The organism is Bremerella alba, assembly GCF_013618625.1.
Lineage (GTDB): Bacteria > Planctomycetota > Planctomycetia > Pirellulales > Pirellulaceae > Bremerella > Bremerella alba.
Genome location: NZ_JABRWO010000010.1, coordinates 145408 through 170062 on the forward strand (window position 1 = coordinate 145408; position 24655 = coordinate 170062).

General features: G+C 55.1%; 26 protein-coding genes and 1 tRNA gene. 5 read left to right on the top strand and 22 right to left on the bottom strand.

What is annotated here, in order from left to right; translation table 11 throughout:
* Positions 1-73: 73 nt before the first annotated feature.
* The 14 genes from HOV93_RS17790 to HOV93_RS17855 form a co-directional block, all read right to left on the bottom strand.
* Positions 74-814, bottom strand: a complete 741-nt coding sequence (locus tag HOV93_RS17790; RefSeq protein ID WP_315853431.1) for a tetratricopeptide repeat protein — start codon at positions 812-814, stop codon at positions 74-76.
* 169 nt (positions 815-983) lie between these two features.
* Positions 984-1475, bottom strand: a complete 492-nt coding sequence (locus tag HOV93_RS17795; protein ID WP_390814345.1) for a hypothetical protein — start codon at positions 1473-1475, stop codon at positions 984-986.
* Positions 1476-1727: 252 nt separating this feature from the next.
* Positions 1728-2102, bottom strand: coding sequence for a hypothetical protein (locus HOV93_RS17800; protein ID WP_207397879.1), 375 nt, complete (start codon positions 2100-2102; stop codon positions 1728-1730).
* 67 nt (positions 2103-2169) lie between these two features.
* Entirely contained in the window at positions 2170-3216 is a 1047-nt protein-coding gene (locus HOV93_RS17805; RefSeq protein WP_207397880.1) for a DUF1559 domain-containing protein, read from the bottom strand.
* Positions 3217-3340: 124 nt separating this feature from the next.
* Positions 3341-4081: a hypothetical protein gene (locus HOV93_RS17810; RefSeq protein WP_207397881.1), complete on the bottom strand. Its 741-nt coding sequence runs from the start codon at positions 4079-4081 to the stop codon at positions 3341-3343.
* A 10-nt stretch (positions 4082-4091) separates the two neighbouring features.
* A complete protein-coding gene (locus HOV93_RS17815) occupies positions 4092-4664 on the bottom strand; it encodes an RNA polymerase sigma factor (RefSeq protein ID WP_207397882.1) in 573 nt (190 codons plus the stop codon).
* Positions 4665-4917: 253 nt separating this feature from the next.
* Positions 4918-5604, bottom strand: coding sequence for an FHA domain-containing protein (locus HOV93_RS17820; RefSeq protein WP_207397883.1), 687 nt, complete (start codon positions 5602-5604; stop codon positions 4918-4920).
* A 373-nt stretch (positions 5605-5977) separates the two neighbouring features.
* Positions 5978-6718, bottom strand: coding sequence for a lipoate--protein ligase family protein (locus HOV93_RS17825; protein ID WP_207397884.1), 741 nt, complete (start codon positions 6716-6718; stop codon positions 5978-5980).
* 167 nt (positions 6719-6885) lie between these two features.
* Positions 6886-8346, bottom strand: a complete 1461-nt coding sequence (gcvPB, locus tag HOV93_RS17830; RefSeq protein ID WP_207397885.1) for an aminomethyl-transferring glycine dehydrogenase subunit GcvPB — start codon at positions 8344-8346, stop codon at positions 6886-6888.
* Entirely contained in the window at positions 8339-9712 is a 1374-nt protein-coding gene (gene gcvPA / locus HOV93_RS17835; protein WP_207397886.1) for an aminomethyl-transferring glycine dehydrogenase subunit GcvPA, read from the bottom strand. Before gcvPA ends, gcvPB begins: the two co-directional genes overlap by 8 nt.
* Positions 9713-9828: 116 nt before the next feature.
* The gene (gcvH, locus tag HOV93_RS17840) at positions 9829-10224 is read right to left on the bottom strand and encodes a glycine cleavage system protein GcvH (RefSeq protein ID WP_207397887.1); all 396 of its coding nucleotides are present in this window, start codon (positions 10222-10224) and stop codon (positions 9829-9831) included.
* A 71-nt stretch (positions 10225-10295) separates the two neighbouring features.
* Positions 10296-11399, bottom strand: a complete 1104-nt coding sequence (gcvT, locus tag HOV93_RS17845) for a glycine cleavage system aminomethyltransferase GcvT (protein WP_207397888.1) — start codon at positions 11397-11399, stop codon at positions 10296-10298.
* Between the two features lie 273 nt (positions 11400-11672).
* Positions 11673-12179, bottom strand: coding sequence for a DUF1569 domain-containing protein (locus HOV93_RS17850; protein WP_207397889.1), 507 nt, complete (start codon positions 12177-12179; stop codon positions 11673-11675).
* 30 nt (positions 12180-12209) lie between these two features.
* Positions 12210-12295: transfer RNA gene (locus HOV93_RS17855), tRNA-Leu, on the bottom strand.
* A gap of 314 nt (positions 12296-12609) precedes the next feature.
* On the opposite strand from HOV93_RS17855, the gene HOV93_RS17860 reads away from it, so the two are divergent.
* From HOV93_RS17860 to HOV93_RS17870, 3 genes are all read left to right on the top strand, one after another.
* Positions 12610-12867 carry a hypothetical protein gene (locus HOV93_RS17860; protein WP_207397890.1) on the top strand — a complete coding sequence of 86 codons (258 nt, stop codon included), beginning with the start codon at positions 12610-12612 and terminating at the stop codon, positions 12865-12867.
* 147 nt (positions 12868-13014) lie between these two features.
* Complete coding sequence (locus HOV93_RS17865; protein ID WP_207397891.1) at positions 13015-13278, top strand: hypothetical protein; 264 nt, start codon at positions 13015-13017, stop codon at positions 13276-13278.
* 155 nt (positions 13279-13433) lie between these two features.
* Complete coding sequence (locus HOV93_RS17870; protein WP_207397892.1) at positions 13434-14108, top strand: hypothetical protein; 675 nt, start codon at positions 13434-13436, stop codon at positions 14106-14108.
* Between the two features lie 7 nt (positions 14109-14115).
* Here HOV93_RS17870 and HOV93_RS17875 read toward each other — a convergent pair whose 3' ends face one another.
* Positions 14116-14442, bottom strand: coding sequence for a gamma-butyrobetaine hydroxylase-like domain-containing protein (locus tag HOV93_RS17875; RefSeq protein ID WP_207397893.1), 327 nt, complete (start codon positions 14440-14442; stop codon positions 14116-14118).
* Positions 14439-15728: a phenylacetate--CoA ligase family protein gene (locus HOV93_RS17880; protein ID WP_207397894.1), complete on the bottom strand. Its 1290-nt coding sequence runs from the start codon at positions 15726-15728 to the stop codon at positions 14439-14441. Before HOV93_RS17880 ends, HOV93_RS17875 begins: the two co-directional genes overlap by 4 nt.
* Before the next feature lie 136 nt (positions 15729-15864).
* Here HOV93_RS17880 and HOV93_RS17885 point away from each other — a divergent pair, with 136 nt between their 5' ends.
* Positions 15865-17133 carry an MFS transporter gene (locus HOV93_RS17885; RefSeq protein WP_207397895.1) on the top strand — a complete coding sequence of 423 codons (1269 nt, stop codon included), beginning with the start codon at positions 15865-15867 and terminating at the stop codon, positions 17131-17133.
* Here the strand turns inward: HOV93_RS17885 and ruvX are convergent.
* Genes ruvX through HOV93_RS17900 form a run of 3 tightly spaced genes read right to left on the bottom strand, consistent with a single transcriptional unit; the run spans position 17130 to position 20124 of the window.
* On the bottom strand, positions 17130-17609 hold the full coding sequence (gene ruvX / locus HOV93_RS17890) for a Holliday junction resolvase RuvX (RefSeq protein ID WP_207397896.1): 480 nt from the start codon (positions 17607-17609) through the stop codon (positions 17130-17132). The genes HOV93_RS17885 and ruvX overlap by 4 nt on opposite strands.
* 12 nt (positions 17610-17621) lie before the next feature.
* The gene (locus HOV93_RS17895) at positions 17622-18698 is read right to left on the bottom strand and encodes a mannose-1-phosphate guanylyltransferase (protein WP_207397897.1); all 1077 of its coding nucleotides are present in this window, start codon (positions 18696-18698) and stop codon (positions 17622-17624) included.
* Positions 18699-18708: 10 nt separating this feature from the next.
* On the bottom strand, positions 18709-20124 hold the full coding sequence (locus HOV93_RS17900) for a UDPGP type 1 family protein (protein ID WP_315853432.1): 1416 nt from the start codon (positions 20122-20124) through the stop codon (positions 18709-18711).
* A gap of 251 nt (positions 20125-20375) precedes the next feature.
* Here HOV93_RS17900 and HOV93_RS17905 point away from each other — a divergent pair, with 251 nt between their 5' ends.
* On the top strand, positions 20376-20879 hold the full coding sequence (locus tag HOV93_RS17905) for a hypothetical protein (protein ID WP_207397898.1): 504 nt from the start codon (positions 20376-20378) through the stop codon (positions 20877-20879).
* A gap of 22 nt (positions 20880-20901) precedes the next feature.
* Here the strand turns inward: HOV93_RS17905 and HOV93_RS17910 are convergent, their stop codons facing one another.
* From HOV93_RS17910 to HOV93_RS17920, 3 genes are all read right to left on the bottom strand, one after another.
* Entirely contained in the window at positions 20902-21768 is an 867-nt protein-coding gene (locus HOV93_RS17910; protein WP_207397899.1) for a hypothetical protein, read from the bottom strand.
* Between the two features lie 128 nt (positions 21769-21896).
* Positions 21897-23030, bottom strand: a complete 1134-nt coding sequence (metK, locus tag HOV93_RS17915) for a methionine adenosyltransferase (protein ID WP_235990639.1) — start codon at positions 23028-23030, stop codon at positions 21897-21899.
* A gap of 267 nt (positions 23031-23297) precedes the next feature.
* Complete coding sequence (locus HOV93_RS17920) at positions 23298-24611, bottom strand: 3-deoxy-D-manno-octulosonic acid transferase (protein ID WP_207397901.1); 1314 nt, start codon at positions 24609-24611, stop codon at positions 23298-23300.
* Between the last annotated feature and the right edge of the window lie 44 nt (positions 24612-24655).

Consider the following 24655-nt stretch of genomic DNA (forward strand, 5'->3'; position numbering starts at 1 on the left):
TTCAACGAAACGCAGGGTGAAGAATGGATCGAAAATGCTCAATCCAGGGGGATTCACTGCGTTTAATCACACATTAGTAGCGTTTGCGGCTGTTGGGTTGGTTGGCCAATTGCGTGCCGGAGGTCGGTGCCATGGGGACTTCACTTTGAATTCCCTGACGTTGCAAGGCAGCAATTCGAGAGCCGACGCCGGAGTCGAGGTTGTTCAACTGGTACGATCGCTGGTAGTTGGCCAGGGCCTGACCGAGTTCCCCATTCTGTTCTCGCAGGCTGCCGATTGCGGCCCAAGCACGTGAATTACTGGCATCGACAGCCAAGGCCTGGTTCAGCTGGTTCATGGCATTTTCTTTATCGCCAAATTCCTGATACAGCCGAGCCAGCTCGATTTTCGGATCGGCCGATTGCGGTGAACGTTGTTCCCAGCGTTCCATCAGGGTGAAAGCCTTGTCGCTACGCTTCGTATCGACCAGCAGGACGGCCAAACCACGGTGGCATTCCGTGTGGTTGGGATTCAGGTCCAGGCATTGGTTATAAAGCGCTTCGGCCTGATGCATTGTGTTTGAGTCGCCAGACTGCTTGCCCATCTGATGATAGGTAGCCGCCAGGTTGTAATAGGCATCGGGATTGGTCGGATCGTGTCCCAAAGCTTTCTGAAACTGATTCACCGCAACTTGCGGCTGACCTTCTTCCACCGCGCGTACGCCGGCCACGTTGTAACCCGAGGCGGCCATCTGGCAACCGCCACTTGCGCTGGCAAGTGATACAACGAGTGCGAAGAGAATCAGTTGTCGGCGAAGAGTCGTTTGTCGATGCACGTCATCAACCCCATTATCCTGTTGTCAGGCGACTTACTATCATGCGTCGGGGGAGAATAGTGGCGAATTCTTCCTTAATCAAGATGAATTCGCTCAAGAAAAGCTCTCGGGAGGCCGAAAAGCCTCCCGAGGTCGCTAGCAACGTTGGTTTGTTTCAGAAAACGGTTCGCTAGTCTTCAATTGCCGGTACTTCATCCGAGAAGGCTGGCATGGGTTCTTCGACTAGGGGTTCTTCTATCGATTCAACGATCTCGCTGCCACCACGGCTATAACCCAGGTCGCGAATCACTTCCAAGATTTCGCTACAAGTTGGAAACATGCGGCCACTGGAACGCTTGTAGGCGTCCAAAGCTTGCATGAACTCGATTTCGTCGTTGGTATAGTCTCGTTCGCAGGTCGTCGGGTCGATCTGACGACGACGGTTAACTTTCTCACGACGCTCCATCTTTGGCTCGCCTTCTTCAGGCCCCTTGGCCTCTGCGACGGGAGCTTCAGGCTTCTTTGTCTTTTCAGCAGCGGCCTTGCTGCGGCGATCGGTTCGGCGACGATCCATCACGACTTCCTGTTCTACGGTCGTGTCATTGGTCGCCTTAGTGGACTTGCCTTTGGTCGAGGTCTTAGAGGCAGTCGTCTTGCTGGTCGTCGTTTTTGCTTTGGCCACGATGGTAAGCTCCGTTGACTTGGATGGTTGGGGGAGATGCGTTGGTAATACTCAACTCATCGGAGTCCTATGTGGTAACTTTGCAACATTCCATAAAGCTTGCAGCTTGTGCAGGTTATTTCGTTTAGCATGACCTATGCGACTGCGCAAAGAATGCATTCACCCCTGGGCCAAGGGGTTGGATCAACAAAAAAAGCCATGCGAATGACATCGCATGGCTTTGCTGGATCGAATTGGAACGCAATTTTTGCCTTATTCTGCAGCGGGGGCGGGTTCCGGTTCTGGCTTGGCCGGCATCTCTTTCAGCGTATCCTTGGCGATCCGGGCCCGGTTTCCTGGGTTCTCGCGGATCTTTTGGAACGCTTCGGCCAAAATGTCAGCGACTTTCGGGTTTTCCTTGCGAACGCCAGCGACGACCGTGTCGAACGAGTCTGCTTCGCTCGTAACCGGTGCACCTTTGGCATAGTTTTCCAAGATGGAACGGGCGTTGTTTAATGAAGCTGAGGCCTTTAACGGAATAATCCGTTGCTTCTGGCTCGACTGAGAGCAGCCGACAAGCGGAAGCGTGAGTAGGGAGGCAGCGACAACAATTCGCAGACAAAGCGATTCAGCAGAGAGGGTGCGCATATCTAGTTTCCAACAGCGTGAACGTTCTTTAGGGCAACAGTAATTGAGTCGAAGGCCGTGTGAAGACCTACGGCAGAGTCACGACCTCTCCGTCGCGTGCGTTCCCCATTCGCTGCCACGTAAGCAGGTCGACCGTCTCTGCAACAAAGCGAACTGAACCGTCACCCATAGCGGCATTCACGCCGCCGGGATGCATACTGCGGGCACCGATGAACCCCACTCCCCAGTCGTGAGCTCCACCAGGGCAGCAGCTTCCGCCAGACGATGGATAACGCCAGTTTGGAGGGGTCGCCGTATTCAGGATCGACTGGCCATGTGAATACCACGCCCATAGAGTGCCATTGTTACTACGTTCGCCCGAGGCACCACTTTCGACTTGCAAGCCAATTGCGTCAATTTCGGCCTGGGTTGGGAAGTTCTTATTGGCGATGTTGTCGTACGGAGCGTTGTCTCCCGTATAGAGAATGTCAAACGGGTAGCGAGGTGTCCCATCGTTTCCGTCGCCAGAGAGAAATTCCGAAATGAAAACGGTGTTAGACAAACCGTCGGTCGTATCCGACATCCTGGTTTCGTCCTTGGTTGTAATCATGCCGTTGCAATTGCTCTTAGTGCACGCGTGGGCGGTGTGCGGCGAACTGCCTGAGCTCCAACCGTAATTAGAACCAGGGCCGCCCCAACTGATTGCTTCTGCGTCGGGAGCTGGCGGTGAAGAAGGGCATATGAATGCTGCCAACGAGACGTTCATGGGGTTATCGCGGTTATATTCCCAAGTATTATCCAAGTCGAACTGGTCGTAGAGATTATCTTGTTCGATGAATGGCAACAGTTTGTAGTTGGCACTAAAAAGATGCCAGCCTTCCCAGGTATTGGGGTTCCCGGCGTTTTTGCCGTAGATGTTTTTGGGGAACGCGTTATTGGTGTCGTGAAAATTATGCATCGCCAGGGCGAGTTGCTTAAGGTGGTTCAAGCATTGGCCTCGACGAGCTGCTTCGCGTGCTTGCTGGACCGCCGGCAGCAGTAGAGCAATCAGAACACCAATAATGGCGATTACTACTAAGAGTTCAACAAGAGTGAAAGCAGAGTGGGTTCGGGGGCGCACGTTGTAAGGATGCATGGGGATCTCTTTCGGCAGAATTATGCCAATAAGCCAAGAATGAGAACAGGGCAGGGGATAATTCAATAATAATTCATAAATCGAGCTAGAGGTACCCCTTGTTAAAGGGATTCCGCCGTTATGTTTAGCTAACGACGGGATTTTGCTCAGAGTTGGGCTTGAGAGGGCTCGACTCTTGATCTGGAGTCGAGGAAGCCGGTTGGACGGCTGATTCCTGCAGGACGGAGAAAGCACTCCCGAGCGATCGCGTTCCGGGGAGGAAGCCACGCGTGAGTGTGTCAATCAGAGGAGCCGCGTCTTGGTAGGCGGCGAACTGGTCATCAATAGGGTTCAGATCGGTGGCAACCTGATTGATCGACTTGAGGGCCGAGTCGGTACGGCTGACCATGCTTCGGGCTAGGGGTTCGATCGACGCGGCAGCAAATCGTGTGAAGCCTGGCTCTCGCGAAGCAATTCGAGTCGCTGGAGAAAGCTGGGGTAGGGGACTTGGCTGAACTTCGGCCGACTGCACAACGGTTACCTGCGACGACGTGGAGGGGGAGGTAGCCGATTCGGTTTGAGAAAACATGCCTGGTGCCGTGGCAATCACCGTCAGGCACAAGGCCAAGCCCATCGCGAGCGCCGGTAAAGAAACCTCTTTCCACATGCTGCCGTTTGCCTTAGCGGCGGGTGATACCATGGTGGACGATGCGTCCCCAGGTAAAGCACATTGAAGCCCAGCGAAAAGTGCCTGGTAAGTGAACAAGAGTTCTTCACACTCAGCTCGGTCGGCTTCGCACACAAGCGGAATCAACGTTTCCACCTCGTCGAGGCGACCTTCGTCGAGCCATTCTTGCAGCGTGTTTTCAAACTCTTCAAACTTCACGAATCGGTTCCTACTCGGTTGCTCTGGCGAGTTGGCTCGCACGGTATTCCTGGGTCACACCACGACTTGCAAGTCGTTGGACCAATTCTCGTCGGGCCCGATGGACCCACGTCTTCACGGTCCCTAACGGGCAATCCATCTGCTGGGCGATCTCACTATAGGTCAGTTGATGATCGTGAAACAAAAGAAACGCCCTGCGGTATTCTTCTCGAACATGAGATAGGGCTAATTTAACTTCTTCGGCTAATAGTTCGCCCCGGTGGTCGGTTGCTCGGTGGTCTTCTACGTGATCCTGCGTTTCACAGGCGATCGGCCGACGGCTTCTTTGCGCCAAATGGGTCCGGCAGCGGTTGCCGGCGATGGTCATAATCCAAGGTTCAATCGGACGATCTCGGTCCCATCGGTGGAGATTACGGAACACGCGCAGGAAGGTCTCCTGGGCCATGTCCTCGGCCTCATGGTGCTCCCCCACCATGCGATAGCACAATAGGTATACCTGATTTCGAAATCGACGTACGAACTCAGAGACGGCGCTCTGGTCCCCATCCATGCATTGGTCGACTAGCAGGCTGAAATTTGTCAAATGACCGCTCCTGGACTGATCACATCCACTCTGCATGTTTATACCCACGACTGGAATAGACGGTTTCGCGGAATTAGAGAAAGTGAGCGAAATTGATCAGTTATTCCTAGGTTAGCGAGTATTCTTGGAGTCTGCGAGCGAGAAATAGCCGTTTTGCCGGTCCAGCGGGGAGGATCCATAAAAAAAAGCCACTCATTACTGAGTGGCTTAAGTGGTTTGAAACGAAGCGTTTATGTTGCGACAAACCGAGGCCTTAGCGGCGGTTGTCCATCAGTTTACGAATAGCATCATTGGCCGCGGCCTGACTATCCTTTGAGTTGGCATTTTCGACATGGGGCAATTTGCCGTAGGCCTTTTTCTTAGACCCGAACATGCCCAGAAGACCTGACTTGGTCTTGTCATCCTTTGCGTCACCGGCAGCTGCTTCTTCCTCTTCCAACTCACGGAGCTCGTCGAGGGAAACCGTACGCGTTTCGTCCACACGGAATTGACGCGTTTCCGGATTCTCCATCCGCATCTGACGTTCTTCTTCGTCCGCTTCTTCGAGCCAACTTGCGACATCGTTGCCGAGGCCGCTCGCTTCTGCCACGCGACTGGCAGCTTCTTTCACACTGCTAACCTTCGAGCGTTTGGCCGCACCCAGGGTGTGGTCAATCAGAATCAGGAAATCGAGCGGGCCTACGCGTAGCTCGTCTCCCATTTTCAGCTCGATGGTACCCTCGACGCGTTCGCCATTAACGAGCGTTCCATTTTTGCTTCCGAAGTCTTCCAGAAACAGCTTGGAATCACGTACTGCGAGTGCGCAGTGCTTGCGACTAACCATGTCGCTTTTGGGCTTAAGGTGACATCCATCACCTCGACCGATGACGAAGTTATCGACGGGGAGTTTGAACTCCTTGCCGGCACTTGGTCCTCGGATTACTTGTAGCATGACTTGCATATTTAAATCCTTCCTGTGCAACGGCTAATCCCACCTTTGAGAAACTCAAAATAATGGCGGTTTAAAGGATTGATCTGGGATCCACCGAAGTCGACCGAAGGGCCTGTCTGTTCCGATGCAATCAGCGCGCCGAGAGTGAAGATAAACGGGAATAAATCGGCATGCTGACCATTACAGAAAAGTCCCATTAAAATAACGGTTTCAAACGCATTTGCAAATGGTTTCTTTGGGGGTGCGGTAACCCACGCGAGGCGTCCTTTTGGGCGTCTGGCGAGCGTTAACCCTAAAACTTATATCGGCAATCTAGCCTTCTTCCTTAACTAAGCATATGCCGCCGCTAAACCCAGGTCAATGGAATTGATATTGTTATTGGCTACCGTTTATGGGTCCAGTCGGGATGTGCAAATTTGGCCGATTCAATCAGTTGAGCGGATTCTATCTCTTTATCGGTCAGCGGTAATTGAGTGTAACTTCTTTGGAACGTGGACTTTAAGCATGCCTGCCACTGGTCGGATAGCATTTCGACAGATATTTTCTGTCCGGTAATTTCTTCAAGACCCAGCAATTCAGGCGCACAGGGTGATTGTTGCACGATCACACTCCCGTGTTGCAGAACGGCAACCTGATGGCGTCGTTGAGCACTGCCACAAATCTTGTTGTCGTCAACAATTACATCAACTTCATGGCGTCGCTGGAAACAAAGAAATGGTTCGACCGTCGTTTTGGCCTGCGGCTTACCGCTTAGGTGGGCGTTAATCCCCCACTTTGCTAGCACGTCGATCAACGTCTCATGGAATAGATCGAACCAGCGCGTTGTCTCTTCGGAGCGTGAATCGCGTACCGGGGCAACAAAGCTGTAAGTCAATTCGCGATCATGCATGATGGCCCCCCCGCCAGAGGCCCGGCGGACGCAGACGCAATCTAAACTAGCCTTGTGTCGCTGGCGATCACCAACCTTTTGGAAGTAGCCAAGCGAGAGGGTTGGTTCGCTCCAACTGTAAAAACGCAGGGTCGGCATCCCCAGATCGACCGCGCCGCGCAAGATGGCTTCATCGACCGCCATATTCCAAGTACCGCGCGCTGGTGGGTCGACGATTAAACGCATCTCGTTCATGGAAACTCGCTCAGGTCTCCGCTTCACCCTCGGCAGAGATGATTCGGTTGAAGTGACAAGCGATGGGGAAGTCTTTCCATTCCATAGAGAGAAATCCCTCATCCAAACCCTCTCCCAGCAAAGGGAGAGGGGGCAAGAGAGTAATTACTGACCCTAAAGTCGGGTAACTAGCTGCCACAGAAGTCGGCCCGCAGGCAAGGGCTTCTTGCTGCCTGGACCTCGTTCGGACGACTAATGGGGGTCGTATGCGGAGCTTCGTGTAGCAATTCGGCGTCTTCTTCGGTGATCTTGAAGAGCGTTTGGACGAACGCGTCGAGGGTTTCCTTACTCTCGGTTTCCGTTGGCTCGACCATAATGGCTTCGGGAATCGTCAACGGAAAGTAAACCGTCGGAGCGTGGAAGCCATAGTCGAGCAGGCGTTTGCCGATGTCCATTGCGGTGATGCCCCGTTCCTTTTTCAGGTCGGCGGCAGAAGCCACAAATTCGTGCATGCAGCGCTCGCCTCGTGGAACTGGGAGAAAGTGCTTTACCTTGCTCAGCAGGTAGTTCGCATTGAGCACGGCATTTTCGGAAATTTCTCGCAGTCCTTGAGGCCCATGCGAAAGGATGTAGCAGTAGGCACGCACGAGGACGCCTGTGTTGCCAAAGAAGCTTCGCACACGGCCAATCGATTCAGGGCGATTGAAGTCGAGCGTGTAACGATCGCCCTCTTTTTCGACGATAGGCGAAGGGAGGAACGGCTTTAGCTTCTCGGTCACGCAAATCGGACCGGCACCAGGACCACCGCCGCCATGGGGGCCACTGAAGGTCTTGTGTGGGTTGTAGTGCATCATGTCGGCGCCGAAGTCGCCAGGGCGTGCGATGCCGAGAATAGCATTCATATTGGCACCATCCAGATAGACGAGGCCTCCCTTTTCATGCACCGCATCAGCGATCTCACGCATGTTCTTCTCGAACAGGCCCAAGGTGCTCGGGTTGGTGATCATCAGCACGGCGATATCATCGGTCAACTTCTTGCGGAAGTCGTCCATATCGACGCCACCGTTGGGATCGCTCTTGATGCTGATGGCCTTGAAGCCGGCCATTTGAGCACTGGCCGGGTTGGTCCCATGCGAACTGTCAGGAGCCAACACCACTTTGCGTTCTTCGCCGATGCTTTTGAAGTACTTGGCAGCGGCCATCAAAGCCGTCAGTTCGCCGTGAGCCCCAGCGGCTGGTTGCAGCGAGCACGCTGGCAGGCCCGAGATCTCTGAGAAGATACCCTGCAATTCGTAAAGCAATTGCAGCATTCCCTGAATGGTCGATTCGTCCTGGTAAGGATGCAGGTCGACGATACCTGGCAGCGAAGCAAGACGCTCGTTCCGCTTCGGGTTGTACTTCATGGTGCACGAACCGAGCGGATAGTAGTGCGTGTCGACCGACATGTTTTTGGTCGACAGGTTCGTGTAGTGACGAACGACTTCCCCTTCGGTTAGTTCCGGCAGCCGGGGCGTTTCGTCCGCGAGGAAGTTTGCAGGCAGGAGGTCCTCGAGCGGTTGCTCAGGCACATCGCACGCCGGCCAATGCATGGCCACTCGGCCTGGATGGGAAAGCTCTGACAGAAGTTGGGTAGCTTGTTGGTTACGCATGGATCGTGGAACCCCCGGTGTGGCAGAGGGAGAAAGTTCGGGTCAAGGCATCGATTTCGGTCTTGGTGCGTTTCTCGGTCACGCAAACCAGGAAGCAGTCTTCCATCTCGGGGAAGAATTGACCCAGCGGCACACCGCCCAGGAAGCCGGCTTCACGTGCTTCGGCCAGAAGACCATCGACATTTCCTTGCGTATCGCGAAGGACGAATTCTTTAAAGAACGGGCTGCCGCCAAACACCGTCTCCAACCGGTCGACTTCGGTGAGCTTCTGCTGAGCGTAGTGAGCCTTTTGGGTGCACAGCGTCGCGGCTTGCTTCAGGCCACCGGGACCCAGCAGCGACAGATAGATCGAAGCACGCAGGGCAAACAAACCTTGGTTCGTGCAGATATTGCTGGTCGCTTTCTCGCGACGAATGTGTTGTTCCCGCGTTTGCAGCGTCAGCACCCAGCAGCGTTTGCCGCGGCGGTCTTCGGTTTGGCCGACGATTCGGCCCGGCAGACGACGAACAAACTGATCGTTGCAGGCCATGATGCCCAGGTAGGGGCCGCCGTATTGCATCGGCGAGCCGAGCGAATGTCCTTCGGCCACGGCGATATCGGCACCCAAGTCGCCAGGACGCTTGAGCAAGCCCAGGCTGATCGGATCGAAACTTTGGATGACGACGGCATCACTCTTGTGGGCGATCTCCGCAATCGCAGCGACATCTTCAACACCGCCGAAGAAATTCGGCGACTGAACGACCACACAGTTTGTGCTGGCGTCGATCGAGGCTTCGACCTGGGCCAGATCGGCGATGCCATCGGGGCAGGCGACTTCAATGATTTCGATGCCCAGATCGATAAAATAAGTTTGCAAAATCTGGCGGTATTCCGGATGAACCGAACCGAGGACCACCACCTTTTCGCCCCGTTTGCCGGTGTTGAGCGCCATGATGACCGCTTCGGCCAACGCGCTGCCGCCGTCGTATAGACTGGCGTTAGAAAGGTCCATGCCGGTTAGGTCGCAGATCAATGTTTGATATTCAAACATGGCCTGCAGGTTACCTTGCGAGACTTCCGGCTGATAAGGAGTATAGGAAGTGTAGAACTCGCCGCGGGATGCCAACGCGTCGACAGCCGCCGGCACAAAGTGATCGTAACTTCCACCACCCAGGAAGCAGGCATGGGTCGCTGGAGAAGCGTTCTTTGCGGCCAAGGCCGAAAGGTGCTGCGTTAGCTCTAGTTCGCCCATCTGCGGCGGAAGGTTCAAGTCACGTTTGAGTCGCAAGTCTTCCGGAATGGTACCAAACAACTCTTCAATCGAATCGACTCCGATCGACGTCAGCATGGCTGCCTGATCGTCCGGAGTGTTGTAGAGATAGCTCATCCAGTCTGTTCCAAAAATTTAGTGTTCAGTTTTCAGTGTTCGGTTTTCAGCGGGGGAGAGGGAGAAGCATTCTTGACTGAACACTTCCCACTGAAAACTTCAAGCTAAGAAGGGGCCTAGCCCTCTTCCTCACACATTTTGTCGTAGGCGGCTTTATCCATCAGATCGGAAAGGGCCGAGTCGTCACTGATTTTGATCTTGGCGATCCAGCCGTTGTCGTACGCGTCTTCGTGCAGCGAATCGAGGTTGTCTGGCAGAGCCGTGTTGGCTTCGAGTACTTCGCCGGTTACCGGTGCGTAGATATCACTAACCGCTTTGACCGACTCGATTTCACCGAACGATTCGCCAGCGGTGACTTCCTTGCCCACTTCGGGCAGTTCCAAGTAAACCAGGTCGTTCAGGGCTTCGATCGCGTGGGAACTGATGCCGACCGTGGCAATCTTTGCGCCGTCCGACTCTTCCACTTTGACCCATTCGTGCGTTTTGGCGAAAAGCAAATTGTCCGTGGACATGATCGGGGAACTCCTAACTTACCTGCGTTGAAATTGCGTTGAATTGAGTAATGGGGAGAGGGCCGTTTTGTCTATTTCCGCTTATAAAATGGTAGCGGAACGACCTTCGCGGCATGGCGTTTACCCCGAACGTCGACATCGATCATCGTCCCCTCAGCTGCATATTGCCGAGAAACGTAACCTATCGCAATGGGCGCTGCCAGGGTGGGCGATTGAGAACCACTAGTCACTTCGCCGATTTGTTCGTCACCCGAGTAAAGCGGGTAATGCTCGCGCGGAACACGCCGATCTTGCATCGCCAGCCCGACACGCACCGGAAGTGAATCCTTGTCGATCGCTTCCAGAGCTGCCTTGCCGATGAACTCGTGGTCCCACGACATCGCGAAACCTAGGCCGGCTTGCAGCGGTGTAATTTCTTCGGAAAGCTCGTGCCCATACAGCGGCATGGCTGCTTCCAGACGTAAGGTATCGCGGGCACCCAGTCCGACAGCATGGCCACCCACTTCGGCAGCCGCCACATGCAAGGCTTCCCAAACGGCAATCGCGTTTTCCGCTGGAACGGTTAGTTCGACACCATCTTCGCCGGTGTAGCCAGTCCGGCTTACGAGCCCTGGGTGGCTGAGAATGGTCGCTTCACGACCTTGATAATATTTCAGCTCTGCGATGTCCCCTTCGACCAGGTTTTGGGAGATGGCCATCGCCCGAGGACCCTGCACGGCGATCATGGCCGTTTGTTCGGTACAGTCGGTGAACTTCACGTCGTCTGGCAGGCGAGCGTTGATCCACGCGGCGATCTTCTCGCGGTTGCCAGCGTTAACGACCATCCATGTGTAAGACTTACCGTCGCCGTCTTGCAGATGATAGGTGAGGATGTCGTCGAGAATGCCGCCGTCTTCTTTACAGACCAGCCCATAGCGAATGCGGCCTGGCTTTAAATCAGCCACCTTGCGGGTGACCAATCCATCGATGAACTCGAGAGCATTGGCCCCATCGAAGCGAAAGCGGGCCATATGCGAAACGTCGAACAAACCGACGGCGTTTCGAGTGGCGTTGTGCTCGTCAATGATCGACGTGTACTGAACCGGCATCGACCAGCCGGTAAAGTCGACCATTCGTCCCCCGTTCGCGGCGTGCCAGTTGTAGAGTGGTGTTTTTTTCAGTGTTTCGGTTGTCATCCGTCGAACGTTTCGTTTTCTCGTCCAGGCCAGTCACCGCGCAAGTAGAGTGCTCTGGTCGATTTCCCTTTCGAGAAAAAGCCAGTGACGGTGACCGCGTCGCCGCTAAAAGTGCGGGGCTCAGTCGAGCTAAGATGCCAATAAGCAAGGAACAAAGTGATAGCTTGCGATTGTATACGATCAGGCGCGAGTGAACAGGGGCAAGCTCTGGGAGAAAGTGGAGGTAACAGTTGCGATTGTCACCATGTACTAATCAACATGGACTCTGATTGACTATCGGACCGAATCGTCGCTTGGTACTTGCAGAAAACGAAGGTGATGCGCCGCATGTGCGGCATGCACACGATGCAGCATTTCCCGATCTAAGCTGCCGAAGCCAGGGTGTGGATAAAAAGAGCCCTGGTGTTGAAGGAATCGCTCGACGCTACTCTCCAACGCGGCAACTTCCTCGTCATCCCTTAACTCGTTAGCAGGTACGAACATTGGGGCAGTGGGAACTCCACGAGGAGAATCACCACTTAGCACCTTGGGCAGTAACGTCCGACGCACGATCGGGCGAAGAAAAGCGAACATGCCGAAGTACCAGGGATAGCCATCAATACTACGGTCTTGGACAGTGCGTATATGCCAGCAAATCTGACCGAGGTCCCAGTTTCCATTACGAATATAGCCGGTGTCTAACAGTCGCCTCGCATCGACCACTGCTTCGTCGAGCGTGCTGAACGTCAGTTCCCGTAGAGGGGAGGTAGCGTTGGTGCTACCAGAGGATTGGAGTGCCATTGAGCGACTCCCGTGTTTATAAGGACAAAGTGGCCGAGGCGGGGATCGAACCCGCACGATGGTTACCCATCGCAGGATTTTAAGTCCTGTGCGTCTGCCAATTCCGCCACTCGGCCTAATGAAAGAATAACCGCCGTCAGGTTTGGTTTTTGGTAAAAAGTGAGTATTTTTTGCTCACCTCGCAACCCAAACCGGTGGTGCGGTGTTATATTGCTGGGCGTCGGCAACGAGTCGCATTGTGACAGCCTCGGCGAGGAATCACAAGTGGAGCGTTGCCAAACAGTTGGGCAGCACGTACTTATCGACGCTCTGCGTCCGAGGGCCCAAATGTGTGGATTGATTTTTTGTCCAAGATCGAAACGATTATCGCGAAGTAGCATCAGAACTTCACGTATCGCTGATTAGGGATTCAAGAAAGAAGTCTAGAACCATGAACTACCGACAGCCTAGCGTCGTAGAGACCTTGATTTGGCTTGTTGCTGCCGCTATTGCCGCCTTTGTGGCGATTGGCGCGACCTTACTGGTTGCAGCGGTAACCATGGTGATGCTACTAGCCAGGATGGCAGGTGAGGCGGCTCGCTCGTTCTTCCAACGCATTTTTGGCAGATCGACGATTCACAAACAACATTCCAGGGAACAAGGAGTTCGTCCGACAGTCATCGAAGGGCAGGTCCTCAGTCGAAATTAACTCATTTTGGCACACAAAATGCACTACGGCTGAATCTCGAAGTTAAGGGGTAGCTATTCCGGCCAAAGCCGGGGTGAACTTCTTAGGCAAACTTCGGGTCCTACAAATATTGGCAACTTGACCCTTGGGGATTGGCGAACGAGAAAGATGATCGCACCTCGACATTTTCATTTGGCGGGCACATCGTCGTCGGAACGACTCGATGTGGTGTTATCGCCGACGGGCAAAACGTTCGTCGACGGCAAGATGATTCCATTGACCGATCTACTGGCAAGCCTATGTGGCGATGATCGCTGCGTGAACACTCACGTGCGTATTTTTGCAGCAGCTGCTTGCCGTTTCGATCACCTGGCCGATGTCTTTCGGCTGTGCAAAATGCATGGCATCGCGAACGTCGAACTGGTGGCTTAGGGGTTTTGCTCATACGAGAGGCATGATTTCGGCGGCTATCTACCCATTGCCATAGCCGCCGAGCGTGCGTCGTTCTGAGGCGGTCGATTGACCGCAGCGTTCGCCCCCACCTAAAATGATTCCCGAACGTAAGTAACTCTTTCGGGAATCGAATAATGACCGGCGATTTGACGGGCGACCCTGTACGATTGGCAATTGCCATCTGTCCGCTGGCGGCCTATCTCGCGTTGATTGGCTTTATCAATTTGCGACGTGGTCCTTTTATTACCTCCGGCGGTCGCGATGCGCTAGCACTATCGATTGGGCTTTGTGGTCTCGCGATGATCGGTCCGCTGGCTCTGATGATGCCAAGTTGGTCAATTAGCGCCTACGGTTCGTATGCCTGGCTGATGATGCTGACGCTTTATTTTCTGATGGTGGCCTTCTTTATTTTGACGCGGCGACCACGAATCGTGGCATACAACACGACGATCAAGCATCTGCGCCCCTTATTGCGAGAAGTGGCCGATGCCCTCGATCCAAGTGCCCGATGGGCGGGTGAATCACTGTTTTTACCTTCGCTGCAGTTGCACCTGATCATGGAAGAGGACTACGGCACGCGTAACGTCCTGATCAAATCGGTCGGGCCGCGGCAGGACTTCACCGCCTGGCGACAGCTGGAATTGGCCCTAGCTCAAATTGTTCGCCAGCACGAAAAGCTCTCGATCAATCCTTACGGTATCTTTCTAGTCGTCGTAGGGATTTTCATGCTGGTGGCCGTCTGTATTCAGGTTTACCTGCACGGAGACTTTGTGAGCTTGTTTCTGCACGAGTTCTACTTGGATGTGTAATTAGCCGCTAAACTCTGTGCGGTTCGCCAAGTTCGTACAGATACTCGTACCGGTATATGCCAGAGTCGTGCCCGTCACTGAAGACGATTTGGTACGCATAGTGTCCGACCGGGTTCATGCCCTTTATCGTGATCGGAGCCATCTCGGCGGGGCTCAGAATAGTCAGTTCGCTCGCCGGTTTCTCGGTTTGATGCGAATTCTTTTCACGTGTTAGGGCATCTGGGCTCGCCTCTCGCAAATCGCGAGGTTTGTACACGCGGACGGTGTCGTCACTCCAATCGATCCGCAGGCGACCGTCTGGAAGAAGAGCCAGGGCAGTGGGCTGTGTCGTCATTGGGTTACCTCTTTGCGTGAGTCGATGAAGCGGCGGCCTTTGCCTTCAAAGCGGGGCAACGTGCCTGCTTCGACCAGTTGAACTTCGACCTTCAGTCCCAATCGTAATTGAAGTTCCTGGGCAATCCGTTCCGGCTCTAGTTTACGGTCTTCGACTTCCACGGAAATCGCGTCCATCTCGCCCCGTTTGACTGCCGTCAGGCGGTACTCGATCACTTCGGGAAAGCCTCGCAGGATCTGCTCGATCGAGGTGGGGAAGACATTCACCCCGCGGATGATCATCATGTCGTCGGTACGCCCGAGCACGCCTCCTTCCAGCAGCACAAAATTGCATTGGCCTGCCGTGTTCCAGCATGGCTTCACCAGATCGCCGGTTCGATAGCGGATCACGGGGGAACCGTTTCGGCCTAGCGTGGTAATAATAAGCTCTGAAAGTTCCCCTTCGGCGGCAGCTGTACCGGTATCGACCGAGATAAACTCAGGCAGGAAGTAGGCTTCATTAACATAGACTCCCGTTTGGTTGGTGTCGGAAAAACCCCACGGCCCAACTTCGGTGGCACCGCTATGATCAATCACCTTGGCGTTCCAGGCAGACTGAATGCGATCGCGAATCGCGGGGATCGACCCGCCTGGCTCGCCGGCGAGAATTAGGCATCGCACGCCGAGTTCGTCCAGGTGAATATGGTTTTGCTGGGCAACTTCCGCCATGTGCAGAGCATACGTCGGCGTGCAGAAGACAACGGTGGCGCGGCTATGTTGAATCAGTTCCAGTCGGCTGGTCGTGCTTAAGCCGCCGCTGGGAATGGCCAGGCAGCCTCGGTGGGTCGCCGCATCGAAAGCGCTCCAGAAGCCGACGAAGGGGCCAAAACTGAACGCGAAGAAGCAGCGATCACCGCTATCGACTTCGGCCACATCCAGTACATGCTGCCAGGCCTCGATCCACCACTGCCAGTCGGCTTCGGTATCGAGCACCACCATCGGACGTCCACGTGTCCCGCTGGTGCGATGAAAGCGAACGTACTGGTCTAATTCGTGGGTGCGGTTATTGGCCAGGTCACCGCTTTCGTGGCCGCCGATCAGTTCTTCCTTGAACGTAAAAGGAAGCTTGCTCAGCTCTTCCAGCGATGTTAGTGGCAGCGTTACGTCCGCGAATTTCTCGGCGTAAAACTTATTTTGCGGAAGAATCTCAGCCAGCATCGCGTTCAGTTTCGATAACTGGTACTCGGCCAGATTCTCAGGACTGTTACAACGATACGTTTCGCGCTGTTGGGGGGTAGTAGGTTCCATGATTGAATCATAAAACGTCTGACTTGCCGGGACCAGTCGGGCAAGGATTGCTCGCAGCCCCACCTAACGCGGTGAGGGGTGTTCCTATTAAGATGGATGGTTTGGCCCGCCGACGAAAACCCAGCCGGAGAAGTACATGACAGATGCCCACGTCACCACAGAAGGTCCGCAGAGTAATCGAGCGGCCCGGGGCATTGTGTTCCTGACGGTCTTTATCGACCTGTTAGGCTTCGGCATGGTACTGCCCCTTTTGCCGATCTATGCCGATCAGTTCGTCGTAGATGAAGCTGGCTGGCTCATTGGACTGCTGATGGCCAGTTTCTCGGCGATGCAATTTATCTTCGCCCCGTTGTGGGGACGGCTTTCCGACCGGATTGGACGTCGACCCGTGTTGATGATTGGTCTGTTGGGGAGCGTGATTTTCTATACGCTATTCGGCGTGGCCACGATCGCACAATCGCTGACACTGTTGTTTATTTCTCGCATCGGAGCAGGAATCGCCGGAGCAACCATCTCGACGGCTCAGGCTTATATCGCCGACACAACGACCCTGGCGGAACGCCCCAAGGGGATGGCACTGATCGGTATGGCATTCGGGCTTGGGTTTACCTTTGGCCCACTGTTCGGTTACTTGGCCGTGCCCAGTGGTACCGGAGACCCTGGTCCGGCCCCTGGTTTTGCTGCGGCAGGGCTGTCCTTGGTGGCGTTGCTTCTGGCCTACTTTAAGTTGCCGGAAAGTCGTTCGGGCGATAGTCCTTCTGCCGCCAAGCAAAACCTTTCGGTGTCTGGCCTGCGCGATTCCCTTTCGATTCCGTCGATTGCGTTGCTTTTGACGACACTGTTTGTGGTCGTATTCTCGTTTGCTAATTTCGAGACAACGCTTTCGATGCTGCTCAAGGGACGCGAAGGGCAAGAGCAGCCGTTCTCCTTCACCTTCGGCCAGGTCTGCTTGACCTACGCCTACATTGGGTTCACGCTGGCGTTGGTCCAAGGGGGTATCGTGCGGCGCATTGCGGGGAAGGTCAGCGAAGGAATCCTGGCATCGGTTGGTTGCATTTTGATGGCCGTTGGAATGGTGCTGATTTTGAAAGCTACCCAAGATCAATCGGTAGGCCTGTTGTTGGGATCGCTGGCGATTGTGGTTTCGGGCTTTGGTTTCATGATGCCGTCGCTCAACTCGTTTATCTCACGCCGTAGCGACCCAGATAAACAGGGCGGTATCTTGGGCATCGGCCAGAGCGTGAACTCTCTGGCCCGCATTATCGGCTCGGGCTTGGGGATTCCACTGTTGAAGCTGAACATCGTCGCCCCGTTTGCCATCTCGGCAGTCATCATGGGTGTAGGGCTGCTGCTGGTGATCGTGGCTTCGCGAAGCGGGAAAGACTTTACCGCCAACGAGTCTTAGCGATCATCAAGTCCCGAGATGCTTCCCAATGCCCGATTGGGGTTTTCTAAGAAAGCGGTCAGCAAGATCTGCGCCGACAGCATGTCCAGCCGGGCTTTGCGGCGTTTCTTGGTTAGTCCGGCATCTTGCAGCATGTCTTTTGCCATGCTGGTGGTGAAGCGTTCGTCGTAGAAAGTCACCGGCACGTTGGTCGTCTCGAAGAGCCACTTGCCGAACTGGCGCGCTTCGTACGACTTCTGGCTTTCGTCGCCGCTTAAATGAACCGGAAGTCCAACAACAAACAGAACGATTCGTTCAAGCTCGGCCAGTTCCTTGAAGTATTGGGCATCCTTCGAGGGGCTACGGCGATTGTAGTTTTCCAGCGGACTGCACAGCACTCGGTCAGGGTCGGTAATGGCAACGCCGATGCGCACCGTCCCGTAGTCGACCGCCGCGATGCGTCCCGTTTCAGGTATCTCAGGGATTGGGGTGCTCATGATCGCGGGCCATTATAGAAGGTGCCGCAGTCCCCCTTCTTCGAGCTTCTTGACCACCTTGCGGATGTCTTCTTCCCGCGCTTTATCGGCAACCAGCGTCGCGTCTGGTGTGTGCACGATGATTAATTCTTGGGTGCCCAAGGTGACGATCAGATGGCCGTTCTCGCCACGCACGATACAGCCGTTGGAGTCAATCGCCAGGACATCTCCCAGGTGGGTGTTGCCGCAGTCGTCCTGCCCATGCAGACGCGACATACTTTGCCAGTTGCCGACATCGTCCCAGTTGAACGGAGCTTCAACAACAACAATCTCTTCATGATGTTCCATCACGGCGTAGTCAATTGACTTGCCCTGGATGGCACCGAATTCTTGATCGAAAATCTCGTCTTGCTGGTCGGTTCCCCAGCTATCGGCGATCGCTTCCAGATGAGCGAACATCTCAGGCTCGTTCTTCTTTAATGCGTCGAGAACGGTCTTGGCCTTCCAGATGAAGATGCCTGCGTTCCAGTAGAAATTGCCGGAATCGAAGTACTCTTGAGCAACTTTCCCTTTAGGCTTTTCGCGAAAACGAACCACGTCGTAGGCCTTGATCGACGTGGAATCGAGTGGAGTGCCGCGTTCGATGTAGCCAAACGTTTCGGCCGCGTAAGTTGGCGGGATGCCGAACGTGACGAGTCGCTCTGGCTTCGCATCGACCAGTGCCACGGCGGCTTCAATCGATTCGCGAAAGACGGACTCTGGCGAAATGACATGATCGGACGGCATGACCACCATCGTGCCATCAGGGTCGCTCTTCTGGACCAGCAACGCCGCCAAGCCAATGCAAGGCGCCGTATCTCGTTTGTGGGGTTCGCCCACGATCGAGTTCTTCGGCACCTTGGGAAGCTGCTCGCTGATAGGCTGGACAAGATGCTTCGCAGTGAAGATGTAAAGCTGCTCGCTCGGCACCAAGTCACCCAGGCGATGGCAGGTCGCCTGGATCATGGAAGTTTCGCCTGTCATCTGTAGTAATTGCTTGGGCTGCTGGTTTCGACTCGCAGGCCAGAAACGCGTACCGGATCCTCCGGCCATGATTATCGCGTGCAACATGGTGCTTTCCTTAGTCGTTGATGTAGTCGGCTTGGGCCAGTTCCGGCTGGGCGTCCAGCTTTTCCTTGAGTTGATCGGCGTCGACGGCAGTCAGGGGGCTGATTTCTATCATACGGTCATCAGCACACTCGACGCCACATTGTTTAAGCCACGAACGGTGAACCGCACACAACGCTTCTTTGGCGGCCTGGGGTGTGTCGGATGGGGCTCCGTCGGCATTCTTCACTGGTGCGAATCGCAGTGCCGGATCGACTTCCACCACCATCGGGTTTTGTGCCTGGGGCAGAAGATCGAAGATGAACCGCTCGAACTTAATGGCGTTGGGCGCTTCCGGTGAAATGGTATCGCCGGCCGGGCTGACGTAAGGGACCTTCTTGATCGCTTTGTGCCACGGCAAGCTGCCGGCCTGAGTCGACATCCGCTGCAGGAAGGAAGTCTTCACGCCGTGCACAGCGATGTTGCCGGCCCAGTGCTTCAAGGTACCGTCTTCGATCTTTTCGGCTGCCTGGGTGGCGGGAAGCTCGCTGTACTCGACCAATTGCAGCTGACCGTTCAACTCGGCCAAGATGCCGAGCTTCTCTTCCGGCAGCTTTTTGGAGACGACCTGCGTCGACATCTCGCTTTCGGCTTGATGGTGCAATCCGAGGAACTCTGGCTCGCAGACATCGGCTAGCGGATTATCAACCTGGAAGTAATAGATCTGCTCGATGCCGCGCTGGTTCATGTCTTTCAGGCAGCCACTTTTGACCATGGCACCCAGCATCCCACCGTGACCATCAGGGCTTAAAGCCAATTGATCGGGTTCAGCAAGGAGAAGTTGGTTCGTTTCCTTATCAATCGCCGGCATGGTGCCTTGGCAGAAGATGTGCAGGTCTTCTTTCGCCATGCCAAAGCGGTCGTGCTTGTCCAGGAACGCGATCGTTTCGTCATGCGTGGCCGGGCTGGTCATTAAATACAGCGGGATCGCTTTTCCGTAGCGGCGGCTACGAGCCACGATCTTTTCCAGGTGAATCTGAAAGAGTGTATTGCCAGAGACCGGACCGACGGGGAACATACCTTTAGGGTGATCGAATCCCAAGCGAGACCCCTGGCCACCGGCAACCAACAGGGCAGCGACCTTGCCTTCTCGCAAAAGCTGCTCGCCAACTTCGCGGGCCGTAGCAACTTTGCTGGTGTCGGCTTGGTCTTTCAAACGGACGGCTTTGGGAGGCTTCAGCTTGGTGTAGTCTCGTGGGCTTTGCTCAGAAGTTTGTTCGCCAGCCAGGTCGGTCAGCTCTTGCAGGTCGATTTGCTCGAGCTGAGCGGCCAGTTTCTGGGCGATACTTTCTTCGGAAACGGCCAGGTATTGGGCCATTTCTGTTTGGCCAGCGTCGTTGAGTTGTTTGATAAGTTCCTGCTGCGACGACATCGTACTCTCCGATTTCACGTTAGTTCTCTAGCGTGGTTGTAATGGCTGCACGTCATTATTGAAAACGTACAAAGACTTACAAGCCAAGCAGGGCATTCACCGCGCCGAAACCGCCGAGGGATCGCCTCTTCGGCGAAAACTTCTTAAAAAATTCCCCCTTTGCTTCCGCCGGCAAGGAAATATGGCCCCTCAGCGAACGAAGTGATAGAATCCCTGCCAACGTTGATGCTTTGCTTGGGTGCCTAGCGTACATTTCGAAGGACGCATTTGTGTCACATTTTGAAGACGATCCATTTCGCTCGCCGACATCTCCACCTTCGGCGGCCTATCCTTCGCCATCGGCCGAGCCGAACACAGGCCTCATCGTCGCGGTGGCGATCGTCAACTATGTGTTTGGTGGACTGCAGGTCGCCTGTGGTGGTTGCTTGGCTATCTTCGGGGCAACATTCACGCAAATGATAGGCGGCATCATGGAGCAGGACCGGCAGATGACGCCGCAAGACCAAGCCGCACTCGGCATCATGACAGCTGTGTTTATCGGAATTGGGGTCGTCTTTGCTTTGACTGGTCTACCCACTGTTCTCGCCGGTTACGGGGTGCAGTGCCAGAAAGAATGGGGGCGAATTCTGACAATCGTCCTAGCAGGCATCTCGGCGCTGATGGGAATTCTATTGCTACTTGGGCTGAACCCACTGGGGCTGTTGTTCGCCGGATATTCGATCTTCACGCTGGTGGTGCTGTTGAATTCAAGCAATGCCAAAGCGTTTAAATAGTTCGACCGACGTTCAACGCTATCTAGCAGGCTTCCCGTAGATCTTCGCTTTCCGAAGCGGGGCAACTCGCCATGAATTCAAACACCGGCAAGGCATCGACCGTTGGCGCCTCGCGTAGCTTCAAGTCAAAGCGAACGCCACTGGTCAGGACCTGGCCTGGTTTGATTTGAACGTCGGGGCCTTCCAACTGGTGAAGCTCCACATGCGGCACACTGGGTAGGGGAGGGCAGAAGCCGACATGCAGATAGACGTGTCGCTGCCCGCTGACGAACTTCGCACGGACCAAGCCATGAATTTGTTCCTGGCCGGCCTCGATAGCCCGGGTGAGTTGCTGCGTTACCCCGGGCGGTAAATCGAAGGACTCCTCTTCGAGAGGCTCTTCGGCCAGCGTTGGACTTTCAGTAGCTTCAATCTTGAAGGACGGCGCGAGGGCTTCTGGTGCAGACTCAGGTTCAAAGCGATTCAGTACTTCGCCAAGGCGATCGCCAAAGAGTGTCGTTACAAAAAGAGAAAGGGTGAGCCCTTCCTGCGTCAAAATAGCAAACCAAAGCAGGAACGTGGTGAATTCGGTCAGCGGGGCGAAGGTCACGGACCTCGCAATTAGTATCGCCGAAACAAAGGGAACGATGGCAATTGCAGCGTGTAAGCCTTGGCTTAGCTCTTTCGGCGAAGCTGCCAACCAGGCGGCTCGAATCGAAGCACACCAAGTAGCCGCAAGCAAGGTGATCGCGAGCGATGGGCCAGCCGAGAGGGTATCGAATTCGCTAGCCGAGAGCCGCACGCCGCAGGCAATCACGGCTGCGGTCGCTAGCAGGCCGGTTCCTCCGGCTGCCAGTGCAAGACAAATTCCACGGAGTTCCGACGAAACGGAGGGGTTCGGGCGATCCATGCCGACACATCCTGCAAGCGGGGCGCAAACAAAAGGGTTCCTGCCGCGAAGTGTGACAGGAACCCTAAATTCTCGCAATGCGGAAATGGTCTCAGCATCGCCGGGCGTTGCTTACCCGACGGTGGATACTACGCCGAAACGGTCACGCCAGCCAGCTTGGCCAGTTCTTCCGCTTTATCGGTAGCTTCCCATGGGAATTCGTCGCGACCAAAGTGACCGCCTGCCGCAGTGGCGCGGAAGATCGGACGACGCAGGTCGAGGTAATCGATGATGCCGCCAGGGCTCAGTGGGAAGACGTCTCGAACGATCTCAGAGATCTTTTCGTCGTCGACCTTGCCGGTGCCGAACGTGTCGATGTGAACCGAAACAGGATCGGTCACACCGATGGCATAAGCGAGCTGAACTTCGCAGCGATCGGCCAGGCCGGCAGCGACAATGTTCTTGGCGACGTAACGGCCCATGTACGCGGCACTGCGGTCGACCTTGGTCGAGTCCTTGCCGCTGAATGCACCACCACCGTGACGGCCCCAGCCGCCGTAGGTGTCGACGATGATCTTACGACCGGTCAGGCCGCAGTCACCCATCGGACCACCGACAACAAACTTGCCGGTCGGGTTGATGTGGAAGATGATGTCGTCGTCGACGAATTCTTCCGGCAAGATCGGTTTAATGACCTTGTCGATGACGAAATTGCGGATCGTTTCATTGTCGACGCCATCGGCGTGCTGGGTCGAAACGACCACTGTGTGAATTCCGACAGGGCGATCGCCATCGAATTCGACGGTAACCTGGCTCTTACTGTCGGGACGCAGCCAATCGACTTCGCCGTTCTGGCGAGCTTCGGTCAATCGGTTGAGGATGCGGTGCGAAAGAGCGACCGGCAGCGGCATCAGTTCCGGAGTGTGGTTACATGCGTAGCCAAACATTAGGCCCTGGTCGCCGGCGCCAATTTCTTTGCCTTTATCGGAGTCGTCGTTGACGCCTTGAGCGATGTCGGGGCTTTGACGGTCCAAGGTCACCATGACGGCACATGTATCGGCATTGAAGCCCATGTCGTCGCTGGTGTAACCGATGTCGCGAATCACCTGGCGAATGACATCTTGGTAGTCAATTTGAGCCTTGGTGGTGATCTCACCAGCGACGATGGCAACGCCGGTGGTAACCATCGTTTCGCAGGCAACGCGGCTGTGTGGGTCTTGAGCAAGTAGTGCGTCCAAGATACCGTCCGAGATTTGGTCGGCCATCTTGTCCGGGTGACCCATGCTGACCGATTCGCTAGTGAACAAATACTTTCCAGAAGCCACCGATAGATTCTCCTGAGATACAAGCTGCGACCATGCGCAGGGGAGGAATGGGGATGCCAACTCAAGACCCTAGTCTGATGGCGAATAGGGCATTATAGAGACAAGAGAAGAAGGCGAACAACCGGGTAAATAAGACGAAAAGGACTTTACACGGCTGATTTCTGCCGATGCGGGGTCAGATTGGCGTGGCGCGAAGGGTTACAGTGCATCTCGGTAAGGGTAACGTTAAGCAGCCGTGCGGAATTTAACGATTTGGGGCGGATCTAGAAGAGGCTTCAGACCTTGGATGGTGCGCGCCGTAGCCCCTTGTTGGGCCAGAACGACTTCTTGGGCTTGCTCTCCTTGATGAAGCCGCCAAGTGGAGTCGAGAGAAGCCTTTACGACGAACTCTGCCAAGCTTTCGGCGTCGCGAACAACGGTCAATGCATCGGCCGCCCGAAGCCGCTCGACCACATCTTTGAAGTTCCACGTATTGGGGCCCACGGCGACCGCAGCACCATAGGCGGCCGGCTCGATCATGTTTTGTCCGCCACGATTACCAAGACTTCCCCCCACAAACGCGATGTCTGCGGTTCCCCACCAGGCGGAAAGCTCGCCGACACTGTCGATCAGCAATATGCTTACGTCACCACAGCTTTCTGCGGTGAGCTGGCTACGGCGTTGAAAGGCAAAGCTTCTCGATTGAAGGTCAGCCGCGACTTCATCGAATCGATGCGGATGTCGCGGCACGAGCAGCAGTTTCAGGCCAGGGACCTGCTGCTGGGCTGTTTGGAACGCTTCCAGAATGAGCGGTTCTTCGCCGCTTTGGGTGCTGCCGGCCAGCCAGACAATGTCGTCGTGGCTGAGGCCAGCGAGTTCGCGGAGTGCCTGGGTTTGGGGGTTATGGCGATCGGGTGTAATGCCGTCAAACTTGATCGACCCGGTCACTTGGATTTTGTCCGGGTCTGCTCCCAAGTCGTTGAACCTTGCGGCATACGTTTCGTCCTGGGCACCGATCCAGTCCAGCATCTTCAGGAGGGGGCGAACAAGAAAACCGATGCGTGAGTAACCACGATGGCTCTTCTCGCTCAAGCGACCATTCACGACGGCGATCTTGGCATCGTAATGATTGGCGAAACGAATTAGGTTCGGCCACAACTCCAGTTCCGCAAGCAGCACCGCATCGGGCTGGATGTTCTGGTAGGCGCGTTGGACGGCCCACGAGAAATCGAGCGGAGCGTAACTGACGGTGTGTTCGGCGTACTTGGTCTTCGCCAAGTCGTGGCCGGCCTTGGTGGTGGTGGTGATATGAAAGGTGACGTCGGGATAGGTCTGCTGTAGCTCTCTTATGAGGGGGGCAAGCAGGTTGACTTCCCCCACGCTAACCGCGTGCAGCCAAAGATGCTGAGATGCTCCCTCTGGCCGGCGAGGAACGCGTCCGAGGAACTTTTCGGCGAAGCCTTCGCGGTATTTTCCCTTGGTCGCCGCGGCCCACAATAGGTAGGGAGAAAGGGCCGTGATCAGCGCTAAGTAGACGAAATTGAGTAGCCAAGTGAACATGGGATCCGTCCCGGAGTTACTATGAGCGGCCAGCTTCCTCGCGC